The 12,846-nt window shown below is 59.6% G+C and carries 11 protein-coding genes; 2 read left to right on the top strand and 9 right to left on the bottom strand.

Translation table 11 applies throughout. From position 1 onward, the window contains the following. The first annotated feature begins 246 nt into the window (after window positions 1-246). Entirely contained in the window at window positions 247-684 is a 438-nt protein-coding gene (gene tsaE / locus AB6729_RS14480; RefSeq protein ID WP_371082335.1) for a tRNA (adenosine(37)-N6)-threonylcarbamoyltransferase complex ATPase subunit type 1 TsaE, read from the top strand. Window positions 685-723: 39 nt separating this feature from the next. Then, window positions 724-2,529 (top strand): ABC-F family ATP-binding cassette domain-containing protein, encoded by a 1,806-nt coding sequence (locus AB6729_RS14475; RefSeq protein WP_371082334.1) that lies wholly within the window; start codon window positions 724-726, stop codon window positions 2,527-2,529. Here the strand turns inward: AB6729_RS14475 and AB6729_RS14470 are convergent, their stop codons facing one another. The 9 genes from AB6729_RS14470 to AB6729_RS14430 form a co-directional block, all read right to left on the bottom strand. Next, a complete protein-coding gene (locus AB6729_RS14470; protein WP_371082333.1) occupies window positions 2,530-2,745 on the bottom strand; it encodes a hypothetical protein in 216 nt (71 codons plus the stop codon). Beyond that, window positions 2,742-4,010, bottom strand: coding sequence for an amidohydrolase family protein (locus AB6729_RS14465; RefSeq protein ID WP_371082332.1), 1,269 nt, complete (start codon window positions 4,008-4,010; stop codon window positions 2,742-2,744). Before AB6729_RS14465 ends, AB6729_RS14470 begins: the two co-directional genes overlap by 4 nt. Before the next feature lie 339 nt (window positions 4,011-4,349). After that, window positions 4,350-5,462, bottom strand: coding sequence for a dGTP triphosphohydrolase (gene dgt, locus AB6729_RS14460; RefSeq protein ID WP_371082331.1), 1,113 nt, complete (start codon window positions 5,460-5,462; stop codon window positions 4,350-4,352). 47 nt (window positions 5,463-5,509) lie between these two features. Next, window positions 5,510-7,576 (bottom strand): tetratricopeptide repeat protein, encoded by a 2,067-nt coding sequence (locus tag AB6729_RS14455; RefSeq protein ID WP_371082330.1) that lies wholly within the window; start codon window positions 7,574-7,576, stop codon window positions 5,510-5,512. A 196-nt stretch (window positions 7,577-7,772) separates the two neighbouring features. Then, on the bottom strand, window positions 7,773-9,353 hold the full coding sequence (purH, locus tag AB6729_RS14450) for a bifunctional phosphoribosylaminoimidazolecarboxamide formyltransferase/IMP cyclohydrolase (protein ID WP_371082329.1): 1,581 nt from the start codon (window positions 9,351-9,353) through the stop codon (window positions 7,773-7,775). Further along, on the bottom strand, window positions 9,346-9,699 hold the full coding sequence (locus AB6729_RS14445) for a DUF86 domain-containing protein (protein ID WP_371082328.1): 354 nt from the start codon (window positions 9,697-9,699) through the stop codon (window positions 9,346-9,348). Before AB6729_RS14445 ends, purH begins: the two co-directional genes overlap by 8 nt. Further along, on the bottom strand, window positions 9,689-10,003 hold the full coding sequence (locus AB6729_RS14440; RefSeq protein ID WP_371082327.1) for a nucleotidyltransferase family protein: 315 nt from the start codon (window positions 10,001-10,003) through the stop codon (window positions 9,689-9,691). Before AB6729_RS14440 ends, AB6729_RS14445 begins: the two co-directional genes overlap by 11 nt. A gap of 29 nt (window positions 10,004-10,032) precedes the next feature. Continuing rightward, window positions 10,033-10,938, bottom strand: a complete 906-nt coding sequence (locus AB6729_RS14435; protein WP_371082326.1) for a dihydroorotate dehydrogenase — start codon at window positions 10,936-10,938, stop codon at window positions 10,033-10,035. An 11-nt stretch (window positions 10,939-10,949) separates the two neighbouring features. Next, the gene (locus tag AB6729_RS14430; RefSeq protein ID WP_371082325.1) at window positions 10,950-12,629 is read right to left on the bottom strand and encodes an alkaline phosphatase family protein; all 1,680 of its coding nucleotides are present in this window, start codon (window positions 12,627-12,629) and stop codon (window positions 10,950-10,952) included. Window positions 12,630-12,846 lie beyond the last annotated feature (217 nt).

Genomic DNA, 12,846 nt, shown 5'->3' with positions numbered 1-12,846 from the left:
CTCTGATACTTCGTCATCCTGAGCGAAACGAAGCATAGCGGAGTGAAGTCGAAGGACCTGCATTCTTCTGTGCATCCTGGAATGCTTCGTTGAGAAGTTTTTCTGTTTCCCGGAAACATTCTCGTGTGGGAAAGAAATGCAGGTCCTTCAGCTCCGCTGCGCTCCGTTCAGGATGACGCGCTTTGCGCGTACGAGCTTCGCCCTGGACGCAGCTTTTTTGTGAACGACGCTGGAAAGTGAACGCAGATGATTGAAAAACGGCTGAAAACACGCAGCGTGAATGGCACGATGGCGCTGGCGCAGAACATCATGGAACTGATGTTGCCTGCGCCGCGCCTCGTGATTCTGAAGGGCGACCTGGGCGCGGGTAAGACCACGCTGGTCAAAGGCATTGCACAGTGCATTGGCGCGAATGCGGAAGATGTAACCAGCCCCACGTTCACGCTAGTGCATGAGTATCAAGGCACGAAGCTGAAGCTGTATCACCTGGATCTGTATCGTCTTGAGAGAGATGAGGAGTTGCTCTCACTCGGCATCGAGGAGATGGAAGCCGATCCGAATGCGCTGGTGCTGGTGGAGTGGGGCGATAAGTTTCCGTCGCTGATGCAGCGGGCACGCGGGCAGGTGGTGATTCAGCCGGGTGATGAGCCGGATGAACGCTGGTTCTTTGTGCAGATGCTGTAAGAGCGCGTCATTGCCGCATAAAACCGATAAACTAGAACGATGCCGCCGATTCTTAACGCGCAATCTGTTTCGAAGCGCTATGGCGCTCGTGTCCTCTTCCAGAATGTTTCGCTTGTGGTTTCGGATGGCGAACGGCTTGGGCTGGTGGGACCCAATGGCGCGGGTAAATCGACACTGTTGAACATTCTTGCCGGACGCGAAGACCCTGATACCGGTGATGTGGCTGTGCGCAAACGGGCGCGTGTGGGTGTGATTCACCAGATCAGCGAGTTCCCTGCCGGCATGACGGTGCGCGGCATTCTGGAGCGTGCGTTAGTGGATGGCAACGTGCCGGAAAACGAGCATGAACAGCGGCTGCGCGAACTGATGGGCCGGACCGGATTTCCTGACGAAGATGCGGAAGCGCGTAGCCTGTCGGGGGGCTGGCGCAAGCGTCTGGCCATCTGCGAAGGCGTCATCGTTGAGCCTGACGTATTGCTCCTGGACGAGCCGACTAACCATCTTGATCTGGGGGGCATTGAGTGGCTGGAAGATTTGCTCAACTACACCCCGAGCGCGTGCGTGATTATTTCGCACGACCGCTTCTTTCTGGAAGCTGTGAGCAACGAAACGGCAGAGTTGAACCGTGTGTATCCTGACGGCATCTTCCGCGTGCATGGTGCGTATTCCGAGTTTCTGGAAGAGCGCGCGCTGTACCTGGCAGCACAGGCCAAACAAACGGAAAGCCTGAAGAACCAGGTGAAGACGGAGATTGAGTGGTTGCGGCGTGGACCGAAGGCGCGCACCACCAAGAGCAAGGCGCGCATTGATAAGGCGCACGAGATGATTGGCGAACTGGCGGACCGCAACTCTCGTGCGCAGAGGTCTTCTGCCAACATTGATTTTGTTGCCACGGATCGTCAGACGAAGCGGCTGATTGAAGCAGAGAATGTGTCGCTGGAGCTGGGCGGCAGGACGATTGTTAACCATCTGAACTATGTGATGACGGCGCGTACGCGCGTTGGCCTGGTGGGGCCGAACGGCAGCGGTAAGACGACGATTCTGCGTTTGTTGACCGGCGATCTGGAGCCGACGACCGGCACCATCAAACGCGCGCATCAGTTGCGCGTGGTGTATTTCTCGCAGGCGCGTGAGATTGATACGAAGCTGACGCTGCGGCAGGCGCTTTCGCCCGAGGGCGACTCCGTAGTCCACAATGGGCAGCAGATTCATGTGGCCAGCTGGGCTGCGCGTTTCCTGTTTACCGGTGAACAGTTGAATCAGCCGGTGGAACGGTTGAGCGGCGGCGAACGTGCGCGTGTGCTGATTGCGCGGCTGATGCTGCAACCTGCGGACCTGCTGCTGCTGGATGAGCCGACGAACGATCTGGATATTCCGACGCTGGAGATCCTGGAAGAGAGTCTGCTGGAGTATCCCGGTGCGCTGGTGCTGGTGACGCATGATCGCTACATGCTGAATCGCGTAGCCACAACTGTTCTGGGACTGGATGGCAAGGGCAACACGGAACAGTTTGCCGACTTTGCGCAGTGGGAAGACTGGATGAATGCGAAGCCGGTTGCGGCTGCACCGGTTGCAGAAGTTGCGAAGGTCGCAGAACCCGTCGAGGCCGCTCCTGCTGCGAAGAAGAAGCTGAGCTTCAATGAACAGCGCGAATGGGACACGCTGGAAGATCGCATTGCGACTGTGGAAGCACGTGTTGCAGCTGCGGAGCTTATGCTGGCAACCCCTGCCGTTGCAGTCGATGCCGCCGCGCTGCAGAATGCGCTGCTGGAACAGACGAATGCGAAGGGTGAGCTGGCGGAGCTGTATGCACGATGGGAAGTGCTGGCCGAACGCACAATGTAATCAGCGCCAGTCGGCGGGGTCTTCTGAGTTACGGCGGATGGAGCGGTAGACAGTCCGGTGGCAGATAACGCAGCGCCACGGGTAGCGATGGAAGAATGGCATGATGTGCGTTTTTAGAAAGCCTTCGCGGAGGACGCGCTCAAAGCGGTCGCTGCCACAACGAGTGCAGATCTGCTTTCCGTTCTGGTCGTAACGTGCACGACTGAAGAGACTCATCGTTTGATCAGCTCACCGTTTTTCATAACGAACTGCACATGTTCGAGTGCGGTGATGTCCTTGATGGGATCGCCGGGAACCGCAATGACATCGGCAAAGAAACCGGGCTTCAACTGACCGATGCTGTTTTCCCAGTCGAGAAGTTTTGCGCCGTTGATCAGGTCTGCGCGAAGTACGTCCGCAGGATTCATACCGTACTTCACCATGAGTTCCATCTCGCGCGCCTGCGTGCCGTGTGGGAACGGGCCTACGTCAGAACCGACGGCGAAGGGTACGCCTGCAGCGAGTTGCTTCTTGAATTCAGCCGCATGAAAAGCCTCGCTTTCGCGACGGCGCTGCGCGGCAGTGGGTGATTCCGCATGTTCTGCGAAGTATTCGCTGATGGCAAAGGTGGGCACGGCGAAGATGCCCTTCTCCTTCATCTGCTTCATGGTTTCAGGCGAGAGGTAATCCGCGTGATCGACCGATGCAACGCCTGCGGCCACCGCGTAGCCAGTGCCGGGTTCTGCTGTGGCGTGGACGGCAACGCGGCTGCCGGTGCGCTTTGTTTCTGACACGGCTGCTGCGAGTTGTTCCTGCGTGTATTGATATGGCGAGGTGAAGACGTCGTCGTGGAGGCTGTCGCGTCCCGTTTCGTACATCTTGGTGAAATCCGCGCCCTGCTTGCGCTGTTCGCGGATGACGCGCAGAACTTCGTCTGTGTTGTCCGCGCGGTCGGCGTTGCTTAACAGATGCTGCTCAGGGTTCTTGCCGCTGTTGTCTTCGTGGCCGCCGGTGATGTCGATGGCGTTGCAGGACACACGCATGCGCGGGCCGGGAATGAGTCCGTGATTGATGGCGTTGCGCACCGCGACGTCGGCGCATCCTGCGCCTTCCGTTCCCATATCACGTTCAGCGGTGAAGCCTGCAAGGAGGTCGTGCTTTGCGGCGTCGGCTGCGATGAGTGTGCGCTCCGGGACGCTTTCATCGACGGTTTGATTTGCTTCGTTGCCGACGTGGAGAAAGAGATGCGTGTGCGCATCGATGAGGCCGGGCATTAACGTGGTGTCGCCAAGGTCAATGACTTCTGCACCTGCGGGATGGGTGACGTGCGTTCCCGCTTCCTTGATTTTGTTGCCTTCCACGAGGACTTCGCCGGGAGAGAGTGTCTTCCCTGCTGTTACGTCGAGGATGCGTGCCGCGTGAAGCACCACGGAATGCTGCGACTGCTGCGCGAGAAGTGCCGCAGGAGAGAGCAGGGCGAAGGCTAGAGATGCGATCTTCATGCTTGTTTTGGCAGCATACCGGAGGTGGCAGCAGTTTGCTATGACAGTTTCTGCGTGGGACAGCTGCCCTTGATCTCTTCCGAACGATATCCGTGACCAGGATGGGAAAGCAGGTCCCCTTCGCTTCGCTCGAGGGGCATGCTTCGGCTTCGGCTTCGCTCAGGATGACGACCTTACGGTCGTTTGAGCTTCGCTTTGCGAAGCTGGTGTGGGTCTGTGGCTGAAAGGGATGGACGGTATGGGCGCAGTAAAGTGGGTCGGGATTCTTCGCTTCGCTCAGAATGACGGCGCGGGTATCCAATACGCCAGCGCGGACACTGCAATCCGGCTCAGCCTCGCCTAGCGGCGGAGTTTGGAGACCATCCAGAACTGCTGCAGGATGTAGTTGTCTGTCATGCCTGCGATGTAATCGGCGACGGTACGCGGCAGGCCGTCGACGGCGCTTTCTTCCACGTAGCTGGCGGGCATGCGTGAAGGGTCCTGCATGTAGAAGTGGAAGAGCGTGGTGACCACGTGGTCTGCCTTGGCGTGTTCTGCTTCGAGAAAGTCGCAGGTGTAGAGCTTGCCGTAGAGATACGCCTTTTCTTCCTGCCGCTGTGCTTCCATGACAGGAGAAAAGGTAGCGACACGCTCCGGGCAGTTGCGCACATCGTCGAGCGAACGCAGGCGATGCTGCATGACGTTGGCTGCGGTGGTTTCGATGAGGTCGGAGGTGAGTTCGTTCTGCATGACCTGCAGCGCCTCGTGAAAATGAAACTTCTGCGAGACGCCGGGATGGATCTCCTGCACCTTTTCGTAAGCGCGGCCCATGATGCCGATGTTGGCACAGATGTGTTCGATCTCAAGCAGGCCACTCTCTACGCCGTCATCCAGATCGGCGGTGAGGTAAGCGATTTCATCGGCGAGATCGATCACCTGCGCTTCGAGTGGCGGGCGCTGATCGAGGAAGTACGGCTGCAGCGCGGGATAGTCGATGATGCTGTAATCGCGCGAGTGTTTCACGATGCCTTCGCGTACGCCGAGTGTGAGATTCAACCCGCGGTGCGCAGCGTACCAATCTTCAAAGTGTTCCACGATGCGGAGGGCGTGCAGATTGTGATCGAAGCGCAGACCGTGTTTCCGCAGGCACTGATCCAGCGCGCGTTCGCCCGCGTGGCCAAAGGGCGGATGGCCGATGTCATGAACGAGCGCGAGGGTTTCGACGAGTTCTTCATTCAGGCCGAGTGAGCGCGCCACTTCACGCGCGATCTGCACGACTTCAATAGTGTGGGTGAGACGTGAACGGAAGTGATCGGATTCGCGGCTGGTGAAAACCTGTGTTTTGCCTGCGAGGCGACGGAAAGCGCGCGCCTGCACGACACGTTCGCGGTCGCGTTCGAAGCCCGGTGCGCGAAGCTCCGCGGTTTCTGACCACTCGCGCTGTAGAAGCGGCTGCTCTGCTGTGCCGCGCACGCTGCACGCGCGCAGGTCGTAGCAGGCGTCAATTGGAGCGACCGTGCCTACGGCATCACCTTCGTTCCCGCTGCGTTCTTAGCGAGCTTTACCTTTGCAGAATCCAGACGCTTGTGCAGATTGCTGACGTCGTCCGGTTCGATATCCGCAGGCAGCGAGCGGCTGTATTCCACCAGCGCACGTTCCCACTGTGCCACGGCGGGCTTCAGCTTGTTCTGCTTCTCCAGCGCCTGACCCAGATGATCGTGCACGGTAGGGTCCGTGGCGTTGCGTTCCACAGCCTTCTGCAGCAGATTCTCGGCCATGGCGTATTCGCCCATTTTGAAGTAGACCCAGCCCTCGGTGTCGAGATAAGCATAGTTCTGCGGATCAAGCTCGACGGCCTTCTTCACCATAGTGAGTGCTTCCGGCAGTTTCACACCGCGTTCCGCGAACATGTATGCGAGATAGTTGAGCGTCTGCGCATTGTTGGGGTCCACGTCGAGCGATTTGCGGAACCATGTCTCCGCTTCGTCTTTCTTGTTCTGCTTGTCGTCAATGGTGCCGCGCAGGAACCAGAGGTAGAGCTTGTCTTCGTTGCGTGTGGAGAGCGGTTCAGCCTTGTCCAGCGCGGCGTTCGCATCATCGTACTTGCGCAGACGAAGATATGCCTGCGCCAGCGTGAGGTAAGTGATGCGGTCGTCCGGGCCCTTGCCGTTCAACTGTTTCTTGAGCAGCGCAATGCCTTCCTCCGCCTTGCCGGTGTCGGCAAGCTGGCCTGCCCAGAGCATCTGCGCATCACGATCGGCCGGCATTGCCTTGGCGGCTGCGGCGGCGACTGCTTCTGCCTTGTCCCACTGATGCGCGTCGCGATAGGCATCGACTGCGCCGCCCACGCCGCGCGATTTGAACTCGCCGCCAAGAGCCGTCATCTGCTTGTAGGTATCCACGGCCAGGTCGATCTTGTTCTCTTCGCGATAGAGCGTGGCGAGACGGTCGAGGAAGATGGCGCGGTTGTTGCGTTCACCATCGGTGTAGCTGTTGTCTGACTTTGCCGTGGTCTGCAGAACACCCTTCAGCGCGGTCTCCGCGTCGGCGTAACGACCGAGAGCGTCATAGAGCAGAGCTTCGTTGAAGATGAGTTCTTCATTGTCTGGAATGGAGGCTTTCGCCTTCTGCAGCGTGGCGAGAGCAGTGTCGTAATGGCCCTGGCGACGCTGGATTTCCGATATCTTGATGTGGGTCTGCGCGTCCTGCGGTTCGGCAGCGAGGATGTCGTTGTATACCTTCAACGCGTCATCCAGCTTGTCCTGCGCGAGCAGCGCGTTCGCAAGACCGTGCATGGCGTCCATGTTGTCGCCTTCGCTGTCCAGCGCGCGCTGATAGGCTGCGGCGGCTTCTTTCGGCTTGTGCAACTGGTCGTAGCTGGCGCCGATGGCGAGTTCGATGCGTGCGGTGCGGTCTTCTACCGGGAGAGCAGAAAGCGTGTTGACCACGCGCTGCGTGTCACCCTGTTCACTGTAGAGGCGAGCGAGGTTCAACAGCGATTCTTCTGTACCGCCGTCGAGTGTCTGCGCTGCTTTGAACTGCTCTTCGGCTTTCACCGAATCATGGCTTACCTCGTACAACTGGCCCAACAGGAGATGGTTTTCCGCGACGTTGGGTTCAAGTTTGACGAGCATCTCGTATTCCGCGCGTGCAAGTTCAACCATCTGTTGCTGCTGCGGACCCTGCGCGTCGCCGAGGGAACGGTAATAGATGCGACCGAGGAGGCGATGTGCTTCCAGGTCGTCATTGTTCTTCTTCACCTGGTCCTGCGCTACCTGAACAGCTTCGCGGATGCGGCCCAGCTTGAAGTACAGGCTGGCGAGTCCGTCCTGCAGATAGGTGGAGGAGGGATCAGCGTCCAGCGCAAGCTTGTACTGTTCGATGGCCTGCGTGGCGTAGTCGCTGCGACCCTGCGTGGTGGCAAGGTCTTCATAGATGTGCGCCAGACCATAGTGGTAATAAGCCGCACTGGGGCCTGAGGCATCCTGCGATGCTGTAACCGGGGGCAGCGGCGCGGGAGCGTTCGCGTTCTTCTGGGCAGACAGCGGCGCCGCGGACACAAGGAGTGCCGCAGCGGCCAGAGGCATCCAGCGGGCTACGCTTCGAGAAGCAAGCCGCCGGAGGGAAGACAAATAAACAGCGTTCTGCGGACCAATCATCAGAAGAACCAATCCTTCTGCCCGGCGTCCGCTCGCTCGCGCGACCAGGCTTGCAACAGATGTGTGCTAGCAGGTTAGACGAAGACGGAGCTCCGGTGGATGCGTACCTGCAGATACAGACACCTCAGCCGTGACGGAAGTGTCGCATTCCGGTGAAAATCATTGCAATCCCCAATTTGTCTGCTGCTTCAATGACTTCATTGTCACGCACGCTGCCGCCCGGCTGAATGATGGCGGTTGCGCCAGCCTGAGCCACGGTTTCCAGGCCGTCGGCGAAGGGGAAGAAAGCGTCTGATGCAGCGACCGTGCCGGTGAGCGGAAGAACTGCCTTCTGCGCGCCAAACTTTGCTGCGTCGACACGGCTCATCTGACCTGCGCCGATGCCCACAGACTGGCCGTGGCGCTCGTGTGTGCGAGCGTAGACGATGGCATTTGATTTCACGTACTTGCAGACCGTCCACGCGAACTTCAGGGCGGTCAGTTCTTCCGGTGTGGGCTGGCGCCTGGTGACGACTTTCAGTTCCACGTCAGCCAGCGAGCCGCGATCCGCGTCCTGAAGGAGCATACCGCCGGAAATCTGCTTGAGCGCGATCCTGGCCGGGGCGGGATCAATTTCGATGAGGCGAAGGTTTTTCTTCCTGGCGAAGACTTCGACCGCTTCCGCCGTGAATTTAGGAGCCACGATGGCTTCCACGAAGAGCCTGGCGATTTCCTCTGCCGCGTCTGCGCCCACTTCGCGGTTGATACCGATCACGCCTCCGAAGGCAGAGATGGGGTCTGCGGCAAGCGCGTTGCGGTAGGCGTCGGCTACGGTGTCGCCTGTGGCTACGCCGCAGGGGTTGGTGTGCTTGATGATGGCGACGGCAGGTTCGGTGAACTCGCTGGCGAGATCCCAGCAGGCGTCGAGATCGACCAGGTTATTGAAGGAGAGTTCCTTGCCCTGGAGCTGCTTCGCGTTGGCGATGCCCTTGTCCGTGCCGTCGGTGTAGACGGCGGCTTTCTGGTGCGGGTTCTCGCCGTAGCGGAGCGTGCCCTTCAGAGACAGGTTCAGGCGGAGGGCCTTGGGCAACACGTCTTCGAAGGTCGCGGGCTGCTCGTGCGTGCCGTCCGGCTCGGGGAGCTTTTCCAGCGCGTTGGCAATGGCGGTGTCATACGCCGCAGTGGTGGCGAAGGCTGCCTTGGCGAGACGCCACTTAGTGGGCAGAGAGAGCGAGCCGCCGTTGGCTTCCATCTCGTCGGCGATAGCGGCGTAGTCTGCCGCGTCGGTGACAATAGCTACGTCCTGATAGTTCTTGGCCGCGCTGCGCACCATGCTGGGGCCGCCGATGTCGATGTTTTCGACGATTTCCGCCAGTTTGACGCCGGGCCTGGAGGCGGTCTTCTCAAAGGCATAGAGATTGACCACGACCATGTCGATGGGCTGGATGGCGTGCTCGTTCACCGCGGCGACGTGCTCGGCGTTGGAACGGATGTGCAGGATGCCACCGTGGACCTTGGGATGCAGCGTCTTCACGCGGCCATCGAGCATCTCCGGGAAGCCGGTCAGGTCGCTGATATCGCTGACGGAGAGGCCGCCGTCACGCAGCATCTTTGCAGTGCCACCGGTGGAGACCAGTTCCACACCCTGCGCGTTGAGGCGCTTTGCAAAGTCCAGAAGTCCTGTCTTGTCCGTAACGCTCAGCAGCGCTCGTGTGATCTTACTCATTACTTTCCAACCCATCTATTTCGTTTTGTACTGCTGCAATTAGTCCTGCAAGCTGCGTGCTTACCGCATGCCAGACAAGAGTGCCGTCAATGTCACCATATTCATGAACGATGATGTTTCGCATACCGATGATTCGGCTGGCATGGGGCAGCTTATTCAGCAAGGACAGATCCGTATTGCGGATTTGAACCAGGCCTTCACCGATAATTTCAATACAACGCTCAACGGCCCGTTGCGTACGGCCATCACTCAAATACTGCTGCTCTGTGTAGCCATCAATGTACGACGTAAGCTCTGCCGCAGCCTTACGTACTGCATCAAGAAACGCAATACACTCATGCTGCATAGAGCAACTCCTTTTCACGCTCTACGTGGCGGAGAATGTATGGGTTCTTGATCCAGGTTTCCCCCACCACATCGACCGGACGTTTCAGTAACTCTTCCAGAGCTTCTTTCAGATCGGTGTATTCCCCTGCCCATGCCTTCGAAGCCTCGGGGAGGAACTGCACCAGAAAATCAATATCGCTGGTCTCAGGGTTGAAGTCATCCCGCAGCACCGAGCCGAAGACGAGAAGGCGCGCGACGCCGTGCTCGCGGCAGATGGCTGCTATCTGTTCGCGGCGCGATTCGATCTCGTGACGGCCGTTCATAGCAATAGTTTAGCAAGTGGATACAGGCGCTACGTGCGCAGACCGCCCGTTAAATCGGCTGTGTTGGCCACTCCGTTGGCGGCGCACCAGTGCTCGAGGCCGGTGCTGATCTTCTCTACGGCGCGTGGGTCGGCGTAGCTGGCGGTGCCTACTTCCACTGCGGTCGCGCCTGCCAGGAGGAACTCCACCGCGTCTTCCGGCTTCACGATACCGCCCATGCCTACGATGGGGATATTAACGGAGCGCGCTACCTCCCACACCATACGCACCGCGATGGGCTTGATGGCGGGGCCGCTGAGGCCCCCGGTGACGTTGGCGATCTTCGGTTTGCGTGTTTTCACGTCGATAGCCAGTGAGAGGAAGGTGTTCACGAGCGATACCGCGTCGGCACCTGCCGCCTGAGCCACGCGCGCCATGCCGCCGATGTTGGTGACGTTGGGTGAGAGCTTCACCATCAGCGGCCGTTTCGAGATGACCCTGCATTGGTGCACCAGGTCGCCGAGTGAGTCGGGGTCTGTGCCGAAGACCATGCCGCCGTGTTTCGTGTTGGGGCAGCTTGCGTTCAGCTCGTACATGGCGATGCCTTCGGCGTCGTTCAGGCGCTCGATGACGCCAAGGCAATCTTCGATGGTGTAGCCGAAAACATTGGCAATGCAGACCACGCCGGGCATGCGGCGGATGCCGGGAAGCTTGTCCTTAAGGAAGGCGTCGACGCCGATGTTCTGCAGTCCGATGGCGTTCATCATGCCAGAGGAAGTTTCGATGATACGGGGCGCCTTGTTGCCGTCCATGGGGTGGAGGGAAAGACCCTTGGTGACGAAAGCGCCGATCTTTGCGAGGTCGAGGATTTCCTCAAATTCCACGCCATAACCGAAGGTGCCACTGGCGGCGATGACCGGCGATCGCATGGATACGCCGGCCACCTCTACCGTCATGTTTGGCTTGCTCACTTCTTCAGTGTAGTGGCTGGCACCGTGGTCCGTTCCGGTTTCAACGCTTCCGTGCGCACCGTTCCTACCGCTGCGGACGGGCGGTTGATGCGCAGCAGCGAGGCAAACGTGGCTGCAATGTCCACGGGTTGCACCATGTTGTGATACGTACCAGGAACGAAGGCTGCGCCGTAGAAGTCCAGCGGCACGTGGCGGTCGTATGAGTTCTGCGAGTAGTGCGTGGTTCCGGTTTCCGAGCCGTAATACTGGTACGCGCCGAAGTTCAGATGCACTGCCCAGCGGACGACCGGTGAGTAGCTGTGCAGTTCTCGGCGACCCTGGTCCGTGTTGGGCACGTCGCCACGGCGAAGCTGCGATGCGGTGTAGACGTACTGCACGCGCATGGGTTCGGGCAGGCGTCCGCCGACGGCTCCGGCGTGCTGCGCGGTGTCGCGGGGCTGGCTGGCGAAGTAGTCAAAGACGGCCTTGGCGGTGGCTTCCTCTGCCTGATCTTCGGCGATGCCCTGCGCCTCAAACGGTTCGGGGTCAATTTGTAGCCAGGGCGATTCACCGCCGAGGACGTACTTCACGTTGCCCTTGGGCTTGAACTTGTCGTGCAGGGCTTTTTCCACGAAGTCATACAGCGGCCTGGTGGCGATGCCGCGTGCGGGCATGCCCATGCCAACTGCCGCGTTGACGCTGGCGGAAACGCCGTGGTCGCCGGTCAGGGAGACGAAGACGTTCTTCAGGCCAACGGTCTGGTCGATCCACGTAAAGAAGCGGTCGAGTTCTACGTCTGTGCCGTCGATCAGCGCGCGCTGGTGGCCTTCGTCCGGGCCGTAACGGTGACCGGCAATGTCCGTGGACGAGATGGAGATGGTGATGAGGTCAGTGACGCCGTCCGGGTTGTGGCCGAGGTGCTCGTTCTGGATGAGCGCCTTGGCGAAGTCAAGCTGATAGGCCACGCCCTGCTGTGTTGCGCCGACCTTCTCGTAAAAGCTGCCGTCCGGGATGTTGGAGGCGGCACGCGCCCTGGCGACTTCGTCACCGCTGTTGAAGGCTTCCACCCACGCCGGGAGCTGATTCGTCCAGTAGGTGGAGGTGATCCAGCGACCGGATTCGTGATCGGTCCAGAAGGCTCCCCGGGTGGCGTGGCCGCTGGTGAGGATGGCTGCGCGATCTTTCAGCGAGACACCGAAGACGCGGGCCTTGCCGCTGGTTGCCAGGACAAGTTCGTCACCCAGAGTGGAGGCCACCTGGAAGTGCGGCGAGGCTCCGGGAGACATCTTTGCGCCGGGGGCTTCACCCACAAGGGTGTAGCGGTCGTCGTCAATGGACTGGACGGAGCGAATCTTGCCGTCGGGGCCTTTCTCATACCAGTCGTTGACGGGGATGCCGTGGCCGTCGGTATAGGCGCCGGTGCCAATGGTGGAGTGGCCGGGGCCGGTGACGAGGTTCGCGTAGTCGTAATAGCAGTCGGTGTAATGCACGCCCTGTTTCAGGAACAGGTTCCAGCCGTTCTTTGCCTTGAAGTCGGTGCGCCAGCGGTCCAGATAGTCGCCGCGGAGCTGGTCGAAGACGAGTTCCACGACGAGTTTGGGCGAGCCGGTGTACGCCTGTGCGTGGAGCGTGGGCACGGCTGCAGACGCAAGGGCAGCAACGAGCAGAGAGGCAGCAAAAGATCGGAACGAACGCATGCAGACATGGTACTGCGATGAGTGCGGCGAATCCTTACAGGATTCTGACAATTGCGTCAGGCAAGAGGTTTGGGCCAGCCTTGCGCGTGGCCACCCGGAGCATTAGTAGTGAGCAGAGAAGAATGCAGGTCCTTCGTTTCGCTCAGGATGATGGCCTTCGGCCGTTGGAGCTTCGCTGGGAACACATTTTCGTGCCTTGAAGCTTCGCTGGACGCAC

The sequence above is a fragment of the Terriglobus sp. RCC_193 genome (assembly GCF_041355105.1).
Taxonomy (GTDB): domain Bacteria; phylum Acidobacteriota; class Terriglobia; order Terriglobales; family Acidobacteriaceae; genus Terriglobus.
Note: the sequence above shows the minus strand (reverse complement) of the source record. Positions and strands in the feature narration are given on the sequence as shown.